General features: G+C 62.7%; 17 protein-coding genes. 14 read left to right on the forward strand and 3 right to left on the reverse strand.

Features of this window, described 5'->3' with window-relative positions:
• The first annotated feature begins 197 nt into the window (after positions 1-197).
• The 12 genes from CRO75_RS01605 to CRO75_RS01665 all read left to right on the forward strand — a co-directional run bounded on the left by CRO75_RS01605 (position 198) and on the right by CRO75_RS01665 (position 16,445).
• Positions 198-1,250, forward strand: a complete 1,053-nt coding sequence (locus CRO75_RS01605) for a pilus assembly protein PilM (protein ID WP_097134242.1) — start codon at positions 198-200, stop codon at positions 1,248-1,250.
• Positions 1,250-1,816 carry a PilN domain-containing protein gene (locus CRO75_RS01610; RefSeq protein ID WP_097134243.1) on the forward strand — a complete coding sequence of 189 codons (567 nt, stop codon included), beginning with the start codon at positions 1,250-1,252 and terminating at the stop codon, positions 1,814-1,816. Before CRO75_RS01605 ends, CRO75_RS01610 begins: the two co-directional genes overlap by 1 nt.
• On the forward strand, positions 1,813-2,430 hold the full coding sequence (gene pilO, locus CRO75_RS01615) for a type 4a pilus biogenesis protein PilO (protein WP_097134244.1): 618 nt from the start codon (positions 1,813-1,815) through the stop codon (positions 2,428-2,430). Before CRO75_RS01610 ends, pilO begins: the two co-directional genes overlap by 4 nt.
• Positions 2,427-2,954: a pilus assembly protein PilP gene (locus CRO75_RS01620; protein ID WP_097134245.1), complete on the forward strand. Its 528-nt coding sequence runs from the start codon at positions 2,427-2,429 to the stop codon at positions 2,952-2,954. Before pilO ends, CRO75_RS01620 begins: the two co-directional genes overlap by 4 nt.
• Before the next feature lie 13 nt (positions 2,955-2,967).
• Positions 2,968-5,040 carry a type IV pilus secretin PilQ gene (locus CRO75_RS01625; RefSeq protein ID WP_097134246.1) on the forward strand — a complete coding sequence of 691 codons (2,073 nt, stop codon included), beginning with the start codon at positions 2,968-2,970 and terminating at the stop codon, positions 5,038-5,040.
• A gap of 4 nt (positions 5,041-5,044) precedes the next feature.
• Positions 5,045-5,563: a shikimate kinase AroK gene (gene aroK, locus CRO75_RS01630; RefSeq protein WP_009041824.1), complete on the forward strand. Its 519-nt coding sequence runs from the start codon at positions 5,045-5,047 to the stop codon at positions 5,561-5,563.
• A gap of 148 nt (positions 5,564-5,711) precedes the next feature.
• Positions 5,712-6,812 (forward strand): 3-dehydroquinate synthase, encoded by a 1,101-nt coding sequence (aroB, locus tag CRO75_RS01635; protein WP_016704447.1) that lies wholly within the window; start codon positions 5,712-5,714, stop codon positions 6,810-6,812.
• 10 nt (positions 6,813-6,822) lie between these two features.
• A complete protein-coding gene (locus CRO75_RS01640; RefSeq protein ID WP_097134247.1) occupies positions 6,823-8,412 on the forward strand; it encodes an AAA family ATPase in 1,590 nt (529 codons plus the stop codon).
• Positions 8,413-8,762: 350 nt separating this feature from the next.
• Entirely contained in the window at positions 8,763-13,208 is a 4,446-nt protein-coding gene (gene gltB, locus CRO75_RS01650; RefSeq protein WP_097134248.1) for a glutamate synthase large subunit, read from the forward strand.
• A 33-nt stretch (positions 13,209-13,241) separates the two neighbouring features.
• Positions 13,242-14,660 (forward strand): FAD-dependent oxidoreductase, encoded by a 1,419-nt coding sequence (locus tag CRO75_RS01655; RefSeq protein WP_009041828.1) that lies wholly within the window; start codon positions 13,242-13,244, stop codon positions 14,658-14,660.
• A gap of 238 nt (positions 14,661-14,898) precedes the next feature.
• Entirely contained in the window at positions 14,899-15,966 is a 1,068-nt protein-coding gene (gene hemE, locus CRO75_RS01660) for a uroporphyrinogen decarboxylase (protein ID WP_097134249.1), read from the forward strand.
• Positions 15,967-16,097: 131 nt separating this feature from the next.
• Positions 16,098-16,445 (forward strand): NirD/YgiW/YdeI family stress tolerance protein, encoded by a 348-nt coding sequence (locus CRO75_RS01665; protein WP_062823899.1) that lies wholly within the window; start codon positions 16,098-16,100, stop codon positions 16,443-16,445.
• A 92-nt stretch (positions 16,446-16,537) separates the two neighbouring features.
• Here the strand turns inward: CRO75_RS01665 and CRO75_RS01670 are convergent, their stop codons facing one another.
• Positions 16,538-17,806, reverse strand: a complete 1,269-nt coding sequence (locus CRO75_RS01670) for an MFS transporter (protein ID WP_097134250.1) — start codon at positions 17,804-17,806, stop codon at positions 16,538-16,540.
• A 121-nt stretch (positions 17,807-17,927) separates the two neighbouring features.
• Between CRO75_RS01670 and CRO75_RS01675 the strand changes: the two genes are divergently transcribed.
• Both CRO75_RS01675 and CRO75_RS01680 read left to right on the forward strand, forming a co-directional pair.
• Positions 17,928-18,821, forward strand: a complete 894-nt coding sequence (locus CRO75_RS01675) for a LysR family transcriptional regulator (protein WP_097134251.1) — start codon at positions 17,928-17,930, stop codon at positions 18,819-18,821.
• A 114-nt stretch (positions 18,822-18,935) separates the two neighbouring features.
• Positions 18,936-19,319 carry a type II toxin-antitoxin system PemK/MazF family toxin gene (locus CRO75_RS01680; RefSeq protein ID WP_097134252.1) on the forward strand — a complete coding sequence of 128 codons (384 nt, stop codon included), beginning with the start codon at positions 18,936-18,938 and terminating at the stop codon, positions 19,317-19,319.
• A 227-nt stretch (positions 19,320-19,546) separates the two neighbouring features.
• Here the strand turns inward: CRO75_RS01680 and CRO75_RS01685 are convergent, their stop codons facing one another.
• Together CRO75_RS01685 and CRO75_RS01690 are read right to left on the reverse strand one after the other, a co-directional pair.
• Positions 19,547-19,993: an excinuclease gene (locus tag CRO75_RS01685; protein ID WP_097134253.1), complete on the reverse strand. Its 447-nt coding sequence runs from the start codon at positions 19,991-19,993 to the stop codon at positions 19,547-19,549.
• Positions 19,994-20,034: 41 nt separating this feature from the next.
• On the reverse strand, positions 20,035-20,481 hold the full coding sequence (locus tag CRO75_RS01690; protein WP_009041832.1) for a hypothetical protein: 447 nt from the start codon (positions 20,479-20,481) through the stop codon (positions 20,035-20,037).
• Between the last annotated feature and the right edge of the window lie 6 nt (positions 20,482-20,487).

A 20,487-nucleotide genomic window follows, 5' to 3' on the forward strand; every position in this document is an offset into this window, starting at 1 on the left:
GAGAAAGGAATGAATTGGGCGTCAGGTATTCACAGTCAGGAATCGGCTCACGCAGCAGATAAATCGCGGAAAAATCGCTGGGCATTATAAGCATTTTTCCGCCGAGGGCGTCATTTGCCCGTCTGTCAAGACGTGGTGATTGAACGCAATGGACATTCCAGAGTCCGTAAGTCACGGATAGTCATAGGGAATTGGTAGTGCTAGGACTCTTCAGTAAAAAGGCGAGTTCCCTTCTGGGGATCGATATCAGCTCCACCTCGGTCAAGCTTCTTGAATTGAGCCGTGTCGGTGGCCGTTTTCGGGTCGAGGCCTATGGCGTGGAGCCGTTGCCGGCCAACGCCGTGGTCGAAAAAAACATCGTCGAGCCTGAAGGGGTCGGGCATGCCCTGTCTCGCCTGCTGGCCAGGGCCCAGCCGGGCGCGAAGCACGCGGCGCTGGCGATGGCCGGCTCGGCGGTGATCAGCAAGGTCATCGAGATGGAGGCTGGGCTGTCCGACGACGATCGGGAAAGCCAGCTCAAGGTCGACGCCGAGCAGTACATTCCCTATCCGCTGGACGAGGCCGCCATCGATTTCGACGTCCTCGGCTATTCGGCTCGCAATCCCGAACGCGTCGATGTGCTGTTGGCGGCCTGCCGCAAGGAGCACATCGAAGTTCGCGAGGCGGCGCTCGAACTTGCGGGCCTGACTGCGCGGGTGGTGGACCTGGAAGTCTGCGCGCTGGAGCGTTCGTTCGCCCTGGCGGCCGGCTCGCCGACTGCCCGGACCGTGGCGCTGGTCGATATCGGCGCCACCCTGACCACCCTGAGCGTCGTGCATGAAGGGCAGATCGTCTATTCCCGTGAGCAGTTGTTCGGCGGACACCAACTGACCGAACACATCCAGCGCCGCTACGGGCTGTCGAAAGAAGAGGCCGGCCAGGCAAAAAAGCAGGGCGGCCTGCCGGACGATTACGGCAGTGAGGTGCTGCAACCCTTTCAGGAGGCGGTCGTGCAACAGGTTTCGCGCTCGTTGCAGTTTTTCCAGGCCTCCGCTCCGCAACACCAGGTCGATTCCATCCTGTTGGCGGGTGGCAGCGCCTCGGTTCCGGGGCTTGTCCCGTTGATCGAGCAGCGCCTGGGCTTGCCTGCGCTGATCGCCAACCCCTTCGTTGGCATGAGCATCGGCGCCAGGGTCGACGCCGCAATCCTGGCCAGCGAGGCCCCGTCCTTGATGATCGCCTGCGGGCTGGCCTTGCGGAGTTTCGACTGATGGCGCGGATCAATCTTCTTCCCTGGCGCGAGGCGCGGCGCGAACAGCGGCGTCGCCACTTTTTCCTGGCCGTGGCGGCGGCTGCGGCGGTGGCCCTGGGTGTGTTGTTCGCGGGCGACAGGATTATCGACCGGGCGATCGACAGGCAACTGGCGCGCAACAATCACGTAGGCGCTCAAATCACCTTGCTCGATCAGCGGATCGCCAAGATCGGTGAGCTGAAGCTGCATCGCGAGCAACTGGTGGAACGGATGAAGATCATCCAGGACCTGCAAGGCAATCGCTCCACCAGTGCGCGGGTGTTCGACCAATTGGTCCGCACCCTGCCGGACGGGATGTATTTCACCGATGTCAGGATGAGCGGGCAGACTCTTTCCATCACCGGGGCGGCCGAATCGAACCATCGTGTTTCGGACCTGATGCGCAACCTGGACGCCTCGGACTGGTTCGATGCGCCGAGCCTGACAGAGGTCAAGGCCGCCGGGGCGGACAACGCCGATCAGGTCAATGTGTTTCAGCTGACCGTCCATCAGACCCGGCCCGCCCTGGGCGAGGAAGGGCAATGAACCTGTCCGGCGGGTGGGCGCAGATGCGCCGGATCGATCTTGGCGAGCTGGAAATGAGCAATATGGGGGCATGGCCGGCGCTGGTCAAAGGCGTGGTCGTGGCGCTGCTCATGCTGCTGGTACTGGCCCTCGGCTACAACCTGTACCTCAAGGACCTGTTGCTGCAACTCGACCAGCGCCGGGCGGACGAGGCCGTGCTGAAACAGCAGTTCGCCAGCAAGGCGCGCCTGGTGGCCAACCTCGGGCCTTACACCGAACAGATGAAGGCCATGGAAACCGCCTTTGACCTCATGCTGCGCCAGTTGCCCAGCGATACCGAGGTGCCGGGCCTGCTTGAAGACATCAGCCGCACCGGGCTTGGCAGCGGGCTGGAGTTCGAAGAGATCAAGCTGTTGCCGGAGGTGGTCCAGCCGTTTTACGTCGAATTGCCAATCCAGATCAGGGTTACCGGCGGCTATCACGCACTGGCGACTTTCGTCAGCGGCGTGGCCGGTTTGCCGCGAATCGTCACCCTGCATGATTTCGAGATCAAACCGGTCACGCCGCAGGTCGGTTCGAAGCTGCGCATGAATATTCTGGCCAGGACTTACCGCTACAAGGGGCCACGCTCATGAAGCGCGTTCACGGCTTGTTGCTGGTGCTGGCATGTGTCGGGCTGGCTGGCTGTGGCAACGATGACGACTTCAATGATCTGGATGCCTACATGAACGAGGCGCGCTTGCAGTCGCCCGGCGAGATTGAACCAATGCCGGCATTCGGGTCTTACCCAACGTTCACCTATAACGCCGCACCCTTGCGCAGCCCGTTCCAGCCTGCGATCAGGGTGGACCTGGCGGCACGTCGGGCAGGCTCGCCTGCGGTCAAGCCGGATCCGAACCGTAGCAAGCAGTATCTCGAGGGCTTCAGCATCGAACAGTTCGAGATGGTGGGCACCCTTTCCAATGCGTCCGGCTTCTTTGCGCTGTTGCGTGGCGCCGGTGGCGTGCATCGGCTGAAGGTCGGCGATTACCTGGGGCGTAACGACGGGCGGATTGTCGCGATCAGCGATTCACAGGTCGACGTGGTCGAGATCGTTCCCGATGGAGCGGGAGCGTGGCTGGAGCGACCACGGACCCTTCCATTAAAAGAACACTCATAGTGGAACTCGCATCATGAACAGGATCTTTTCAGCCTTCGGTATTGCGCTATGGATGGCGTTGCTTTCACCGATGGCCATGGCGGCCAGCCTCAAGGCCCTGGATGTCACGGCACTGCCGGGGGATCGCCTGGAGTTGAAGCTGACCTTCGATGGACCGGTGCCCGAGCCGCGCGGCTATACCACTGACCAGCCGGCACGGATCGCTCTCGATCTGCCCGGTGTTGTCAGTCAACTGGCAGACAAGAGCCGTGACCTGGGCAATGGCAATGCGCGCAGCGTGACGGTGGTCGAATCGGGGCCGCGTACCCGGGTCGTCGTCAATCTGGTCGCGCTGGCGCCCTACAGCACTCGGGTCGCTGGCAATCAGCTGTTTGTGGTGATCGGCCAGGGGACGACGGCGGCGCTGAGTGCGCCGGGGCAGCCGGCTGTCGCGTCGGGGCGGGCCAAGGCCGTGGCTTCCGTGGGGCGGTCGATTCGCAGCGTGGATTTCCAGCGCGGCGAGCAGGGCGAGGGGAATGTACTGATCGACCTCTCCGATTCGGGAATGAGCCCGGACATACAGGAGCGCGACGGCAAGCTCGTCCTCACCTTCGCCAAGGCCCGCCTGCCCGAGCCCCTGCGGGTCAGGCTGGACGTCAAGGATTTCGCCACCCCCGTGCAGTTCGTCAGCGCCCGGGCGGAGTCCGGCAAGGCCATCGTCACCATCGAGCCCGGTGGCACTTTCGATTACTCGACCTACCAGACGGACAACAAACTCACGGTGAGCGTCAGGCCGATGACCTCGGGCGACCTGCAGAAACGCAACGCCGAGCGCTCGGCCTACAACGGCGAAAAGCTCTCGCTGAACTTCCAGGACATCGAGGTCCGCTCGGTGCTGCAACTGATCGCCGACTTCACCAACCTCAACCTGGTGGCCAGCGATACGGTGCAGGGCGGCATTACCTTGCGCCTGCAGAATGTGCCGTGGGACCAGGCCCTCGATCTGGTGCTCAAGACCAAGGGCCTGGACAAGCGCAAGGTGGGCAATGTGTTGCTGGTGGCGCCGGCCGATGAAATCGCTGCCCGCGAACGCCAGGAACTGGAATCGCAGAAGCAGATCGCCGATCTGGAACCATTGCGGCGCGAACTGCTGCAGGTCAACTACGCCAAGGCCGCGGAGATCGCCAAGTTGTTCCAGTCGGTCACCCGCGCCGAGGACAAGTCCGACGAACGCGGGTCGATCACTGTCGATGAGCGGACCAACAACATCATCGCCTACCAGACCCGGGAGCGCCTGGACGAGCTGCGGCGGATCGTCAGCCAGCTGGATATCCCGGTGCGCCAGGTGATGATCGAGGCGCGGATCGTCGAGGCCAACGTCGATTACGACAAAAGCCTGGGCGTGCGCTGGGGCGGTTCGATCCAGAACCAGGGCAACTGGAATGCCTCGGGGGTCAGCAACGGCACCAATGGTTCCTCCACCATAGGCACGCCGGGCAGTACCAGCAGCAACTCACCGTTCGTCGACCTGGGCACTACCGCCAATACCTCCGGCCTGGGTATCGCCTTCATCACCGACAATGTGTTGCTGGACCTTGAGCTGACAGCCATGGAAAAGACCGGTAACGGGGAAATCGTCTCCCAGCCCAAGGTCGTCACGTCCGACAAGGAGACGGCGAAGATCCTCAAGGGCACGGAAATCCCCTATCAGGAAGCCGCCTCCAGCGGGGCGACCTCGGTGTCGTTCAAGGAGGCCTCGCTGTCCCTGGAGGTGACGCCACAAATCACCCCGGATAACCGCATCATCATGGAGGTCAAGGTCACCAAGGACGAGCCGGACTACCTGAACAAAGTCCAGGACGTGCCGCCGATCAAGAAGAACGAGGTCAACGCCAAGGTCCTGATCAACGATGGAGAGACCATCGTCATCGGTGGAGTTTTCTCCAATACGCAAAGCAAGGTTGTAGATAAGGTGCCATTTCTCGGCGATGTGCCGTATCTTGGCCGCCTTTTCCGGCGTGACGTGGTGTCGGAGAAAAAATCCGAGCTGCTGGTATTTCTCACTCCGCGTATCATGAACAACCAGGCGATTGCTGTGAGTCGTTGATTCTGTGCGAAATTTGATTCTTGTTGGGCCAATGGGGGCTGGAAAAAGCACCATTGGTCGCTTGCTGGCCAAAGAGCTGCGCCTGCCATTCAAAGATTCCGATAAGGAAATTGAGTTGCGCACGGGTGCCAATATCCCGTGGATCTTCGATAAAGAAGGTGAGCCGGGCTTTCGTGATCGGGAACAGGCCATGATCGCCGAGCTGTGCTCCGCCGATGGCGTGGTCCTGGCGACCGGCGGCGGCGCGGTGATGCGCGAAGCCAACCGTCTGGCGCTGCATGCCGGGGGGCGTGTGGTCTATCTGCATGCTTCGGTGGAGCAGCAGGTCGGTCGCACCGCACGGGATCGCAATCGACCGCTGCTGCGCACGGCCGATCCGGCGAAGACCCTGCGGGATCTGTTGGCGATTCGCGATCCGCTTTATCGGGAAATCGCCGACCTGGTGGTTGAAACCGATGAACGGCCACCGCGCATGGTGGTTCTGGACATACTGGACCGCCTGCAGCAACTGCCTCCCCGTTAATGCGCAGCGTGAAATGCGCTATCCTCGGCGCCTTGCCATGATCGCTCGCGGTTGTGGCGCATGTCTATTGCGCGGCGTCATAAAGCCAGGCGATGCCAGTCGTTAATGCAAGGCAGGACACCAGCTTCCATCTTCACTGTGGGGACACATGCAGACACTTAAGGTCGATCTAGGCGAGCGCAGCTACCCGATTCATATTGGCGAAGGTTTGTTGGACCGGCCCGAGTTGCTGGCTCCGCACATCGCCGGGCGACAAGTGGCGATCGTGTCCAATGAAACCGTAGCGCCGCTGTACCTTGAGCGTCTGAAGCGCAGCCTCGCCCAGTTCTCGGTGATCTCGGTGGTTCTTCCCGACGGCGAAGCGTTCAAGAACTGGGAAACCCTGCAGCTTATTTTCGATGGCCTGCTGACTGCACGCCACGATCGCCGCACCACGATCATCGCCCTCGGCGGCGGGGTGATCGGCGACATGGCCGGCTTTGCCGCCGCCTGCTACCAGCGTGGCGTCGATTTTATCCAGATTCCTACCACCTTGCTGTCCCAGGTCGACTCGTCGGTGGGGGGCAAGACCGGTATCAACCATCCGCTGGGCAAGAATATGGTCGGCGCCTTCTATCAGCCGAACGTGGTGCTGATCGATACCGCCTCGCTCAATACCCTGCCGGCTCGCGAGTTGTCGGCCGGCCTGGCGGAAGTCATCAAATACGGTCTGATCTGCGACGAGCCGTTCCTTACCTGGCTCGAAGACAACGTCGACCGCTTGCGAGCCCTGGACCAGCAGGCGCTGACCTATGCCATCGAACGCTCCTGCGCGGCCAAGGCGGCCGTAGTGGGCGCCGACGAGCGTGAGTCCGGCGTGCGCGCCACGCTGAACCTGGGGCATACCTTCGGCCACGCCATCGAAACCCACATGGGCTATGGTGTCTGGCTGCATGGTGAAGCGGTCGCCGCTGGCACCGTAATGGCACTGGAGATGTCCGCACGTCTTGGCTGGATCACCGCCGAGGAGCGTGACCGTGGCATTCGCCTGTTCCAGCGCGCAGGCTTGCCGGTCATTCCGCCCGAGGAAATGACCGAAGCGGATTTTCTCGAACACATGGCAATTGACAAGAAAGTGATCGATGGTCGTTTGCGTCTGGTGCTGTTGCGCCGCATGGGCGAAGCCGTAGTGACCGACGATTATCCGAAAGAGGTTTTACAGGCCACGCTGGGAGCGGATTACCGCGCCCTGGCTCAGCTTAAAGGTTAATAAGATCCCCATGACTAGTTTGCATGCCGACGAGGCTTTCCTCGGCCACTATCAATTGAGCCATGACCCTTTCGCTCCACGGGTGCCTGGCTTCAAGTTTTTCCCCGCCCAGCGCAAGCCGGTGCTGGGGCAGCTGCATCACCTGGCGCGCTACAGCCAACTGCTGCTGGTCGTGACCGGCCCGCAAGGCAGCGGCAAGACGCTGCTGCGTCAGGCCCTGGTAGCCAGCACCAACAAGCAGTCGGTACAGAGCGTGGTGGTTTCCGCCCGTGGTGCCGGCGACGCGGCGGGCGTGCTGCGGCAGGTGGCCCAGGCGCTGAACGTCGAGCAGGCCGAAATCGGCCCGATCCTGGCGCAAGTGGTGCAACTGGCCCTGACCGGCCAGGAAGTCTATCTGCTGGTGGATGACGCCGAGCAGCTCGACGAGTCGGCGCTCGAGGCACTGCTGGCGCTCGCCGCCGGCGCACCGGAAGGTCGCCCGCATGTGTTCCTGTTCGGCGAGTCGTCTCTGATTGCCGGCCTGGAGCAGCTGAGCGCGGAAGAAGAGCGCTTCCATGTCATCGAACTGCAGCCTTACACCGAAGAGGAAACCCGCGAATACCTGGCGCAGCGTCTCGAAGGCGCAGGACGGGGTATCGAACTTTTCTCCGCGGATCAGATCAGTGATATTCACGAAGGCTCCGATGGCTGGCCTGGCAACATCAACCAGGTCGCCCGGGATGCAATGATCGAAGCCATGATTGCCAGCCGCTCAGCGGTCAAGCGTCCAAGTATGGGGTTCAACATGCCGAAGAAACACGTATTGGCGATATCCGCAGTTGTAGTGGTGGCCGTTGCTGCTGCCTGGCTGATGCCGGGTCGCAGCAAGGCACCAAGTACTGCTGGTGCGCCAGCCAACGAACAGGCGCAGCTGCCGCTGGGCCAGACGCCACAACCGAACAGCAATGGCAGCCCGGCTGTCGAGTTCGCCGGTTCTTCCCAGCCAATGCCACTGCCATTGGTCGGCCAGTCGCAACCGGTGATGCGCGGTCCTCTGGCCGAAGCCGCCGGCGGGATCACCGAGGGTGACGATGGCGTGCCGGTGGAAGGCTCCAGCGCCACGCCGCCGACCGTGACCACTATCGCACCACCAGCCGGCGTGCCGGCCGGTCCGGCGCCGACGCCTGAAGCCCGTCCGACCCCGGCACCGACCCAGGTCGCTGCCGCGAAGCCGGCTCCGGTGGTCAAGCCTGCGCCTGCTCCAGTCAGCAAGCCGGCTGCACCGGCCGCCAAGCCAGCCGAGAAACCTGTCACCGTAGCCAAGGCCGCCACCGGCGGTAGCTGGTACGCCGGTCAGGCGCCAGGCAACTACGTCGTGCAGATCCTGGGCACCAGTTCTGAAGCCGCGGCGCAGAGCTTCGTCAAGGAGCAGGGCGCTCAGTACCGTTATTTCAAGAAAGTCCTCAACGGCAAACCGCTGTATGTGATCACTTACGGCAGCTTCAGCAGCCGTGATGCAGCCGTTACCGCTATCAAGGCCTTGCCAGCGAAGGTTCAGGCTGGTAAACCTTGGCCTCGCACTGTCGCCAGCGTCCAACAGGAACTGGCAGCAACTCGCTGAAGATTCGGCGGCCTTACCCAGGCCGCCTCTCCCAGCACCTCAAAAAAATCCGCATGCGCATGCTGCCTTCAAGGCCGCGTGCTTTGTGGTGTCTGCGTCACAGTAGCTTTTGAGTCGTCGCGGTCCGAACTAAAAAAGTTTTGACTAGCACAGCATATCGCTTTAAACCTTTCATAAATGCGACATAGATTTGCGACATTTCGTCGCAAAATTTGTGAGCGTCTGTGTCGGTGTGTACAATGACCTCCCTTTTGCCCCCGCAAAGCCGGCGTACGTTCGGCGTGGATGGTAACTGGTTGAATTGAAAAGAAATTTGTCTCGATAAGAGGCAGCCTGGTGAGAAAGTGTCTATGAAAGCAGGTCTGTACCAACCAGATGAATTCAAGGATAACTGCGGTTTCGGCCTGATAGCCCATATGCAGGGCGAACCCAGTCATACCCTTTTGCAAACGGCCATCGAGGCCCTGACCTGCATGACCCACCGCGGTGGGATCAACGCGGACGGCAAGACCGGCGACGGTTGCGGTCTGCTGATTCAGAAACCTGACGCGTTCCTGCGAGCTATTGCCCAGGAAACCTTCAGTGTCGAATTGCCCAAGCAATATGCCGTGGGCATGGTCTTCTTCAACCAGGATCCGGCCAAGGCCGAAGCCGCTCGCGAGAACATGAACCGCGAGATCCTGGCCGAAGGCCTGCAACTGATCGGCTGGCGCAAAGTGCCGATCGATACCAGCGTTCTCGGCCGCCTGGCCCTGGAGCGCCTGCCGCAGATCGAACAGGTCTACATCGGCGGCGAAGGCCTGAGCGACCAGGATATGGCGGTCAAGCTGTTCAGTGCCCGTCGTCGTTCGTCGGTGGCCAACGCCGCCGATACCGACCACTACATCTGCAGCTTTTCCCACAAGACCATCATTTATAAAGGCCTGATGATGCCGGCGGACCTCGCCGCCTTCTATCCGGACCTGGGTGACCCGCGCCTGCAAACCGCGATCTGCGTGTTCCACCAGCGCTTCTCCACCAACACCCTGCCGAAATGGCCGCTGGCGCAGCCGTTCCGCTTCCTCGCCCACAACGGCGAGATCAACACCATCACCGGCAACCGCAACTGGGCCCAGGCCCGGCGCACCAAGTTCACCAACGACCTGATGGATCTGGAAGAACTCGGCCCGCTGGTCAACCGCGTGGGTTCCGACTCCTCGAGCATGGACAACATGCTGGAGCTGATGGTCACCGGCGGCATCGACCTGTTCCGTGGCGTGCGGATGATCATTCCGCCAGCGTGGCAGAACGTCGAGACCATGGACGCCGACCTGCGTGCGTTCTACGAATACAACTCCATGCACATGGAACCGTGGGACGGCCCCGCGGGCGTGGTCATGACCGACGGCCGCTACGCCGTCTGCCTGCTCGACCGTAACGGCCTGCGCCCGGCGCGCTGGGTCACCACCAAGAACGGTTTCATCACCCTGGCTTCGGAAATCGGCGTCTGGAACTACCAGCCCGAAGACGTGATCGCCAAGGGCCGTGTCGGCCCGGGCCAGATCTTCGCCGTGGACACCGAAACCGGGCAGATCCTCGACACCGACGCCATCGACAACCGCCTGAAGTCCCGTCATCCGTACAAGCAATGGCTGCGCAAGAATGCCCTGCGCATCCAGGCGACCATGGAAGACAACGACCACGGTTCGGCGTTCTACGACGTCGACCAGCTCAAGCAGTACATGAAGATGTATCAGGTCACCTTCGAGGAGCGTGACCAGGTGCTGCGTCCCTTGGGCGAGCAAGGCTATGAGGCGGTCGGCTCCATGGGCGACGACACGCCGATGGCCGTGCTGTCCCAGCGTGTGCGCACGCCGTACGACTACTTCCGCCAGCAGTTCGCCCAGGTCACCAACCCGCCGATCGACCCGCTGCGCGAAGCCATCGTCATGTCCCTGGAGATCTGCCTCGGTGCCGAGCGCAACATCTTCCAGGAATCGCCTGAGCACGCTTCCCGTGTGATTCTCAGCTCGCCGGTGATCTCGCCCGCCAAGTGGCGCTCGCTGATGAACCTCGACCGCCCGGGCTTCGAGCGTCAGGTCATCGACCTGAACTACGAGGAAAGCCTCGGCCTGGAAGCGGCGATCCGCAACGTCGCCGATCAGGCCGAAGAAGCCGTGCGTGCCGGTCGTACCCAGATCGTTCTGAGCGACCGTCATATCGCCCCGGGCAAACTGCCGATCCACGCTTCGCTGGCAACCGGCGCGGTACACCACCGTCTGACCGAAAAAGGCCTGCGCTGCGATTCCAACATCCTGGTGGAAACCGCCACCGCGCGCGATCCGCACCATTTCGCGGTGCTGATCGGTTTCGGCGCCTCGGCGGTCTATCCGTTCCTGGCCTACGAAGTGCTGGGCGACCTGATCCGTACCGGTGAAGTGCTGGGCGACCTCTACGAGGTGTTCAAGAACTACCGCAAGGGCATCACCAAGGGCCTGCTGAAGATCCTGTCGAAGATGGGTATCTCGACCATCGCGTCCTACCGCGGTGCGCAGCTGTTCGAGGCCATCGGCCTGTCCGAGGAAGTCTGCGACCTGAGCTTCCGTGGCGTGCCGAGCCGCATCAAGGGCGCGCGTTTCGTCGACATCGAAGCCGAGCAGAAAGCCCTGGCTGCCGAAGCCTGGAGCCCGCGCAAGCCGATCCAGCAAGGCGGCCTGCTGAAGTTCGTCCATGGTGGCGAATACCACGCCTACAACCCGGACGTGGTCAACACCCTGCAAGCCGCCGTGCAGCAGGGCGACTACGCCAAGTTCAAGGAATACACCGCGCTGGTGGACAACCGCCCGGTGTCGATGATCCGCGACCTGTTCAAGGTGAAGACCCTGGACACGCCGATGGACATCAGCGAAGTCGAGCCGCTGGAATCGATCCTCAAGCGTTTCGACTCCGCCGGCATCTCCCTGGGCGCGCTGTCGCCGGAGGCCCACGAAGCCCTGGCCGAAGCGATGAACCGCCTGGGCGCGCGTTCCAACTCGGGTGAGGGCGGCGAAGACCCGGCGCGCTACGGCACCATCAAGAGCTCGAAGATCAAGCAGGTGGCCACCGGCCGTTTCGGCGTGACCCCGGAATACCTGGTCAATGCCGAAGTGCTGCAGATCAAGGTGGCCCAGGGCGCCAAGCCCGGCGAAGGCGGCCAGCTGCCTGGCGGCAAGGTCAACGGCCTGATCGCCAAGCTGCGTTACGCGGTACCTGGCGTGACCCTGATTTCGCCACCGCCGCACCACGACATCTATTCCATCGAAGACTTGTCGCAGTTGATCTTCGACTTGAAGCAGGTCAACCCGCAGGCGCTGGTTTCGGTGAAGCTGGTGGCGGAAGCCGGCGTCGGCACCATTGCCGCTGGCGTGGCCAAGGCCTACGCCGACCTGATCACCATCTCCGGCTACGACGGTGGCACCGGCGCCTCGCCGCTGACCTCGATCAAGTATGCCGGTGCGCCGTGGGAACTGGGCCTGGCGGAAACCCACCAGACCCTGCGCGGCAACGACTTGCGCGGCAAGGTCCGGGTGCAGACCGACGGCGGCCTGAAAACCGGCCTCGACGTGATCAAGGCGGCGATCCTCGGCGCCGAAAGCTTCGGCTTCGGCACCGCGCCGATGATCGCCCTGGGTTGCAAATACCTGCGTATCTGCCACCTGAACAACTGCGCCACCGGCGTCGCCACGCAAAACGAGAAGCTGCGCAAGGACCACTACATCGGTACCGTCGAGATGGTGGTGAATTTCTTCACCTACGTCGCCGAGGAAACCCGTGAGTGGCTGGCCAAGCTGGGCGTGCGTTCGTTGGAAGAGCTGATCGGTCGCACCGATCTCTTGGAAATCCTCGAAGGCCAGACCGCCAAGCAGCATCACCTGGACCTGACCCCGCTGCTGGGCAGCGACCATATCCCAGCGGACAAGCCGCAGTTCTGCCAGGTCGATCGCAACCCGCCGTTCGACCAGGGCCTGCTGGCCGAGAAAATGGTCGCCATGGCCAAGCCTGCGATCAACGACCTCAGCGGTGCCGAGTTCGCACTCGACATCTGCAACTGCGACCGTTCCATCGGTGCGCGGATCTCCGGCGAAATCGCCAAGGTCCACGGTAACCAGGGCATGGCCAAGGCGCCGATCACCTTCCGCTTCAAGGGCACTGCCGGTCAGAGCTTCGGGGTGTGGAACGCCGGCGGCCTGAACCTGTACCTCGAAGGCGACGCCAACGACTACGTCGGCAAGGGCATGACCGGCGGCAAGCTGGTGATCGTTCCGCCCAAAGGCAGCGCCTACAAGACTCAGGACAGCGCGATTATCGGCAACACCTGCCTGTACGGCGCTACCGGCGGCAAGCTGTTCGCCGCCGGCACCGCGGGCGAGCGTTTCGCCGTGCGCAACTCCGGTGCCCACACCGTGGTGGAAGGCACTGGCGATCACTGCTGCGAATACATGACCGGTGGTTTCGTCTGCGTGCTGGGCAAGACCGGTTACAACTTCGGCTCAGGCATGACCGGCGGTTTCGCCTACGTGCTCGACCAGGACAACACCTTCGTTGACCGGGTCAACCACGAGCTGGTGGAAATCCAGCGGATCAGCGGCGAAGCGATGGAAGCCTATCGCAGCCACCTGCAGCGCGTGCTGGACGAATACGTCGAGGAAACCGGTAGCGAGTGGGGCCGTAACCTGGCCGAGAACCTCGATGACTACCTGCGTCGCTTCTGGTTGGTCAAGCCGAAGGCTGCCAGCTTGAAATCGTTGCTTTCCAGCACCCGTGCCAACCCGCAGTGATATGCGCCTGAAGAGTTTGATGAGGTTTTAACTATGGCTGAACGTCTGAATAATGACTTCCAGTTCATCGAGGTCGGGCGCAAGGATCCGAAGAAGAAACTGTTGCGTCAACGCAAGAAAGAGTTCGTGGAGATCTACGAGCCCTTCAAACCCCAGCAGTCGGCCGACCAGGCCCACCGCTGCCTGGGTTGCGGTAACCCGTACTGCGAATGGAAGTGCCCGGTGCACAACTTCATTCCCAACTGGCTCAAGCTGGTGGCCGAGGGCAACATCCTCGCCGCCGCCGAGCTGTCGCACCAGACCAACACCCTGCCGGAAGTCTGCGGCCGGGTGTGCCCGCAGGACCGCCTGTGCGAGGGTGCTTGCACCCTCAACGACGGCTTCGGCGCGGTGACCATCGGTTCGGTGGAGAAGTACATCACCGACACCGCCTTCGCCATGGGCTGGCGTCCGGACATGTCCAAGGTCAAGCCGACCGGCAAGCGGGTCGCGGTGATCGGCGCGGGCCCGGCGGGCCTGGGCTGTGCCGACGTGCTGGTACGCGGTGGCGTGACCCCGGTGGTGTTCGACAAGAACCCGGAAATCGGTGGCCTGCTGACCTTCGGCATCCCCGAGTTCAAGCTGGAAAAGACCGTGCTGAGCAATCGTCGCGAAGTCTTCAGCGGTATGGGCATCGAGTTCCGCCTCAACACTGAGGTGGGCAAGGACGTGACCATGGAGCAACTGCTCGAAGAATACGATGCGGTATTCATGGGCATGGGCACCTACACCTACATGAAGGGCGGCTTTGCCGGTGAGGACCTGCCGGGCGTGCACGACGCGCTGGACTTCCTGATCGCCAACGTCAACCGCAACCTGGGCTTTGAAAAGTCGCCGGAAGACTTCGTCGACATGAAGGGCAAGAAGGTCGTGGTCCTCGGTGGCGGCGACACGGCGATGGACTGCAACCGCACGTCGATCCGCCAGGGCGCCAAGGCGGTGACCTGTGCCTATCGTCGTGACGAAGCGAACATGCCCGGCTCGCGCAAAGAGGTGAAGAACGCCAAGGAAGAAGGCGTGAAGTTCCTCTACAACCGCCAGCCGATCGCCATCGTCGGCGAAGACAAGGTCGAAGGCGTGAAGGTGGTCGAGACCCGTCTCGGCGAGCCGGATGCCCGTGGCCGTCGCAGCCCCGAGCCGATCCCGGGTTCCGAAGAGATCATCCCGGCCGACGCCGTGGTCATCGCCTTCGGTTTCCGCCCGAGCCCGGCGCCGTGGTTCGAGCAGTTCAGCATCCAGACCGACAGCCAGGGCCGTGTCGTGGCGCCGGAACAGGGCCAGTACAAGCACCAGACCAGCAACCCGAAGATCTTCGCCGGTGGCGACATGGTGCGCGGTTCCGACCTGGTGGTGACGGCGATCTTCGAAGGCCGCAACGCCGCCGAAGGGATCCTGGATTACTTGGGCGTCTGATACAGCCCCTGTAGCCGCTGCCGCAGGCTGCGATAAGGCCGCAGGCCTTCAGCGATCTCACGATCCTGCGCCCGCGTTGTCGGAATGCCGCCCAGATCGATCGCAGCCTTCGGCAGCGGCTACAGAAGCGGCACTTGTGGCGCGACAAATTGACCCGATAGATAAAAGGCACGGCTCTCGCCGTGCCTTTTGCGTCGCGCTCTGAGAAAATGCCCGCACTTTTTTTCCGGATGCCGACATGACTGCCCTGAAGAACGACCGTTTCCTTCGTGCCCTGCTCAAGCAACCCGTAGACGTCACCCCGGTGTGGATGATGCGTCAGGCTGGGCGCTACCTGCCTGAATACCGCGCCAGCCGTGCCAACGCCGGTGACTTCATGAGCCTGTGCATGAACCCGGAGTTCGCCTGCGAAGTCACGCTGCAACCGCTGGACCGTTATCCACAACTGGATGCGGCCATCCTCTTCTCCGACATCCTGACCATCCCCGACGCCATGGGCCAGGGCCTGTACTTCGAAACCGGCGAAGGCCCGCGTTTCAAGAAGGTCGTCAGCACCCTGGCCGATATCGAGGCCCTGCCGATCCCGGACCCACACAAGGACCTGGGTTACGTGATGGACGCGGTCAGTACCATCCGCCGCGAGCTCAACGGCCGCGTGCCGCTGATCGGCTTCTCCGGCAGCCCCTGGACCCTGGCCACCTACATGGTCGAAGGCGGCTCGTCGAAGGACTTCCGCAAGACCAAGGCGATGCTCTACGACAACCCGCAAGCCATGCACCTGCTGCTGGACAAGCTGGCGCAGTCGGTCGTCAGCTACCTCAACGGCCAGATCAAGGCCGGCGCGCAAGCGGTGCAGATCTTCGACACCTGGGGCGGCAACCTGTCGGCGGCGGCTTATCAGGAATTCTCCCTGGCCTACATGCGCAAGATCGTCAGCGGCCTGATCCGCGAGCACGAAGGGCGCAAGGTGCCGGTGATCCTGTTCACCAAGAACGGCGGCCTGTGGCTGGAAAGCATCTCCGACGCCGGTGCCGACGCCTTGGGCCTGGACTGGACCTGCGACCTCGGCGAAGCGCGCCGGCGGGTCGGCAACAAAGTCGCCCTGCAAGGCAACATGGACCCGACCGTGCTCTATGCCAAGCCGGAAGCGATCCGTGCCGAAGTCGGGCGTATCCTCGCCAGCTACGGCAAGGGCAGCGGCCATGTGTTCAACCTCGGCCACGGCATCACCCCGGAAGTCGACCCAGAACATGCCGGCGCCTTCCTGCGCGCGGTGCACGAACTGTCGGCGCAGTATCACCAGTGATCGCGACCCGATAACCAGGCCCGGCTTTTGCCGGGCTTTTTTTTGCGCCCGGGAAACGGCCTGGCGATTAAGTTTCAATTCAGCCTGACTGGTTAATCTGGCGCTATCGAAACCCACATTGGATCACTGCCATGAAAACCCGTTACCTCGTTCTGTTGCTCGCTCCGCTGTTCAGCACCGCCGCCCTGGCCGTCGGCTACACCGGTCCTGGCGCCCAGGCCGTCACCAGCGTCGCGGCGGCAAACGATGCCGCGGACGATACGCCGGTGGTATTGCAGGGCCATGTGGTCAAGAAGCTGAACAACGACGACAAGTACGAATTCAAGGATGCCAGCGGCACCATCACCGTCGAGATCGACGACGAAGACCTGCCGCCGGTGGCATTCAACGAGAAGACCCAGGTCAGGCTGACCGGCGAGGTCGAGAAGGGGCTGATGAAGCGCGAGATCGACGTCGACCTGGTGGAGATCGTCAGGTAATCCGATCCACAGCCTTTAGCTATCGCCCATGCCGGCGACCGGACCCCGCACATGAATCGCGGGGGTTGGTCGCCGGCATGTTCGTTCAGCGACTACTGAGTGGTCAGCGGCGGCAGCTTGGCCAGCTTCAAGGCCACCAGTAGCGCCACCACCAGCAGGGCGCTGATAAACAGGCCGATGCCATTCCACCCGGCCATGTGCCAGAACACCCCGCCCGCCGTCCCGGCGATGCTCGACCCGGCGTAATAGCTGAACAGGTACAGCGATGAAGCCTGGCCCTTGGCCTTGAGGGCGCGCCGGCCGATCCAGCTGCTGGCGACCGAGTGGGCGCCGAAGAAGCCGAACGTGAAGATCAGCATGCCGATGATCACCACCGACAACGGGCTGAGCATGGTCAGGGCGAGGCCGGCGAGCATCAGCGAAATGGTGGCCCAGAGCATTTTGCGTCGCCCCAGGCGGTCGGCCAGGGCGCCGATTTTCGCCGAGCTGTAGATCCCCGACAGGTACACCACCGACAGCAGGCCGACGAAGGCCTGATCCATGTGATACGGCGCGGCCAGCAGGCGATAGCCGATGTAGTTGAACAGCGTGACGAACGCGCCCATCAGCACGAAGGCTTCGAGGAACAGCAGCGGCAGGCCGGCGTCGCGAAAGTGCATGACGAAGCCGTCCAGCAGGCTGCGCGGGTGCAGCGAGCGGGCGCGGAAGTTGCGCGATTCGGGGAGGATTCTCCAGAACACCGCCGCTGCGATCAGCGCCAGGCCACCGATCACCAGCATCGCCGTGTGCCAGCTGACGAAGTCGATCAGCACCCCGGTGATCAGGCGACCGCTCATGCCGCCAATGGCGTTGCCACCGATGTACAGGCCCATGGCCAGGCCGATGTGCTGCGGATGGATCTCTTCGCTCAGGTAAGTCATCGCCACCGCCGCCAGGCCGCTCAGGGACAGCCCTACCAGCGCGCGCATCAGCAGCACCCCGTGCCAGCTCGGCACCAGGGCGCTGGCAATGGTGCACAGCGCGGCGGCGAAGAGGGCGGCCACCATCACCGGCTTGCGGCCGATGCGGTCGGAAATCGGCCCGGTGACCAGCAGACCGACAGCCAGCAGGCCGGTAGCGACCGAGAGGATCAGGCTGCTCTGCGCGGCGTTGATGGAAAATTCCCGGGACAGCAGCGGCATCATCGGTTGTACGCAGTAGAGCAGGGCGAAGGTGGCGAAACCGCCGGAGAACAGCGCCAGCACCGTGCGCATGAACATCGGCGTGCCCTTTTCGATGTAGACCTCGTTCAGTTGCGCGACCACCCCATCGAGGGCGGTGAGAGGGAGTTCGTGGGCGAGTGGAGCGACAGCGGTTTTCACGGGGGACCTCGGGGAGAGCGCGGCCGGTCAGGCAATGGAAAAAAGCATATAGCTGGCTAATGTTTCTTTCCAATATATTGTTCGACCTGATTGATATGTTTTACGACCTAATGAGGCGATCATGGAATTGCGTCACCTGCGTTACTTCATCGCGGTGGCCGAAGAGCTGCATTTCGGCCGCGCCGCCCAGGTCCTGGGCATCTCCCAGCCGCCCTTGAGCCAGCAGATCCAGGTGCTGGAGCAGGAGGTCGGCGCGCGTTTGTTCGAGCGTACCAATCGCCGGGTCGAGCTCAGCGAGGCCGGCAGGCTGTTCCTCGATGAGGCACGACAGGTGCTGGCCCAGGTCGACAAGGCCGCGGATGTGGCCCGTCGGGCGCAACGTGGGGAACTGGGCGAGCTGAAAATCGGCTTCACCTCGTCGGCGCCTTTCAACTCGAGCATTCCCCAGGCGATCTTCGCCTTTCGCCAGCGTTTTCCCGACGTGCGCCTGAAGCTGCGCGAGATGAGCAGCACCCAGGTGGCCGAGGCGCTGCTGGACGAGTCGATCCAAGTCGGGATCATGCGGCCGTTGCCGCTGCCGGATTCCCTGAGCGTGGTGGAGTTGCTGCGCGAACCGCTGGTGGCGGTGCTGGGCTCCAAGCACCCGCTGGTGGCCGGCAGCGAAGCCGGCCTGGCGCTGTCGGCCCTGGCCCACGAGCCCTTCGTGTTCTTCCCGCGCAGCTACGGCAGCGGCCTGTATGCGCAGTTGCTGACCCTGGCCCGGGATGTCGGCTTCACCCCGCACTTTGCCCAGGAAGCGGGCGAGGCCATGACCATCATCGGCCTGGTGGCGGCGGGGCTGGGTGTCTCGGTGTTGCCGGCGTCCTACCAGCGCATGCGCATCGACGGCGTGGTCTATCGACCGCTGCTCGACCCCGAGGCGGTCTCGGCGGTGTGGCTGGCGCAGCGTGCCGACCAGCGTTCGCCAATGGCCAAGGCCTTTGTCGAGCTGCTGACCCGCAAGGCCGAGTTGTAACCTGCTGGGTAGTATTCCGCGGGGTTCCGAAGGTGGACATCTCGGGTAACGGATCGGGTTTGCTCATCCGCCGGCCCATTGCGCAGACTCGGGTTCTTTGCGCGAGTGTCACGGATGTCACTTCACTATCAGCCCAGGGAGGGCAGTGTCCTGATCTGTGACTTCAGAGGTTATGAAGTCCCCGAGATGGTCAAGGTCAGGCCTGTTGTGGTCATACGCAGGCACAGGAGCAACCGGCATCTGGTGACGGTCGTTCCCTTGAGCACCACCGCGCCTGACGTGGTGTTGGGGCACCATCTGCAACTTGCCAACCGCCTGCAGGGGCGACCGTGCGTCTGCTGGGCGAAATGCGACATGCTTGCCACGGTCGGCTTGCCGCGACTCGATCGGATCAGGCGCAAAGACCGCCATGGCCGGCGAATTTACGAAGTCTTGCAACTTACAGACGAAGAGTTCGCCGCCATCAAAGCCGCTGTGCGCAAGGCTTTGGGGATCTAAGGTCAACCTTTCCCAGGAATAAGGCCAATGGCCACGGTTGCCGGGCGGCAGGCTTCGAGCGACACTGCGCGCGTACCCGAAAGGGACTTGTGAGACTCTGAGGATCCTGGGTAACCAGCCATCGCAGAGCCAGACAGGCAGAGCGCGATGACAAGCCAGCCTGTTTGTGAAAGGGCGCCGAAAGGCGCCCTTTGTCGTTTTCGGGGGGATGGAAACCTGTTGGCGCCTTACTCCACCTTCGCCAGATCGCCGCGCAGCGCGACGCCTGCCATCAGGGCGCCCGCGTGGCATTCGTAGGTTTTCGCGTCCTTGCGCTCGTTGCTCTTGTAGAAGCTGGCGATGTCGGTCACGGCATTGGCGCCGACTTTCTTGGCTGCCTGGTGCAGGGTGATCAGCGCCGATTGCAGGACCCATTCGCAGGCCACTTCGTCGCTCTTGTTGAAGGCGTTGGTCTTCTTGTTGGTGACCGCGCCGACGCTGACCACCGTGACCTTGCCGGCTGGCTTGTTGCCGGCCAGGTAGAACTTCACGCTGCCGTCGATCTTGCCGGTGCTGATGGCTTCGGCGACGACCTTGTCGAACGGCAGGTACAGCGCGGTATCACGGGCCTGGCTGACGCCGGGCAGGGTGCAGAGCAGCAGGGTGGCGGCAGCGGCCAGGGTCTTCAGTTGCATGGTGGTCTCCTTGACATAGAAAGGGGGGCGGCGGCTGGCGCTCAATTAGGCGCGGCAATCGCCTGGGCCGAGCTGGACAGCTGTTGCGCGGTCCGCTCGTTCTGGTTGTCCTTCAGCTCGCGCAGGATGCCCTTGTCCAGCAGGCGCACCCAGCGGATGTAGTTCTTGTGGATCTTGCCGTCCGCGTAGTTCATGCCACGGCTGTCGCGGTAGAGGATCTTGTAGTGGGTCGGTGTGTACTGGATGTCGATTTCCACGTGGTACTGCTCGCGCACGGTGATCTCGGCCTGGATCAGCTCCGGGCTGATGCGCTGCACGGTCCACTTGCGGGCGACCAGGTTTTTCAGGATCGCCTGTTTCATTTCCTCGTGGTCGGCCTTGAGGGTGGCGGGCAGGACCCGGTCCGGGGTGTACATGCGCTTGCTGGTGCACGAGACACAGGTCAGCAGGGCCAGCACGATCAGGCATGCGCGAAGCAGGGAAGACATTCCATT

Source organism: Pseudomonas sp. LAMO17WK12:I10 (assembly GCF_900215185.1).
Lineage (GTDB): Bacteria > Pseudomonadota > Gammaproteobacteria > Pseudomonadales > Pseudomonadaceae > Aquipseudomonas > Aquipseudomonas chlororaphis.

What these genes read in the sequence shown, in the direction of transcription:
- CRO75_RS01610 (WP_097134243.1), top strand. Translation starts at nt 1,250, where the DNA reads ATGGCGCGGATCAATCTTCTTCCCTGGCGCGAGGCGCGGCGCGAACAG.
- pilO (WP_097134244.1), top strand. Translation starts at nt 1,813, where the DNA reads ATGAACCTGTCCGGCGGGTGGGCGCAGATGCGCCGGATCGATCTTGGC.
- CRO75_RS01620 (WP_097134245.1), top strand. Translation starts at nt 2,427, where the DNA reads ATGAAGCGCGTTCACGGCTTGTTGCTGGTGCTGGCATGTGTCGGGCTG.
- CRO75_RS01625 (WP_097134246.1), top strand. Translation starts at nt 2,968, where the DNA reads ATGAACAGGATCTTTTCAGCCTTCGGTATTGCGCTATGGATGGCGTTG.
- aroB (WP_016704447.1), top strand. Translation starts at nt 5,712, where the DNA reads ATGCAGACACTTAAGGTCGATCTAGGCGAGCGCAGCTACCCGATTCAT.
- CRO75_RS01640 (WP_097134247.1), top strand. Translation starts at nt 6,823, where the DNA reads ATGACTAGTTTGCATGCCGACGAGGCTTTCCTCGGCCACTATCAATTG.
- gltB (WP_097134248.1), top strand. Translation starts at nt 8,763, where the DNA reads ATGAAAGCAGGTCTGTACCAACCAGATGAATTCAAGGATAACTGCGGT.
- CRO75_RS01655 (WP_009041828.1), top strand. Translation starts at nt 13,242, where the DNA reads ATGGCTGAACGTCTGAATAATGACTTCCAGTTCATCGAGGTCGGGCGC.
- hemE (WP_097134249.1), top strand. Translation starts at nt 14,899, where the DNA reads ATGACTGCCCTGAAGAACGACCGTTTCCTTCGTGCCCTGCTCAAGCAA.
- CRO75_RS01665 (WP_062823899.1), top strand. Translation starts at nt 16,098, where the DNA reads ATGAAAACCCGTTACCTCGTTCTGTTGCTCGCTCCGCTGTTCAGCACC.
- CRO75_RS01675 (WP_097134251.1), top strand. Translation starts at nt 17,928, where the DNA reads ATGGAATTGCGTCACCTGCGTTACTTCATCGCGGTGGCCGAAGAGCTG.
- CRO75_RS01680 (WP_097134252.1), top strand. Translation starts at nt 18,936, where the DNA reads ATGTCACTTCACTATCAGCCCAGGGAGGGCAGTGTCCTGATCTGTGAC.
- CRO75_RS01685 (WP_097134253.1), bottom strand. Translation starts at nt 19,993, where the DNA reads ATGCAACTGAAGACCCTGGCCGCTGCCGCCACCCTGCTGCTCTGCACC.
- CRO75_RS01690 (WP_009041832.1), bottom strand. Translation starts at nt 20,481, where the DNA reads ATGTCTTCCCTGCTTCGCGCATGCCTGATCGTGCTGGCCCTGCTGACC.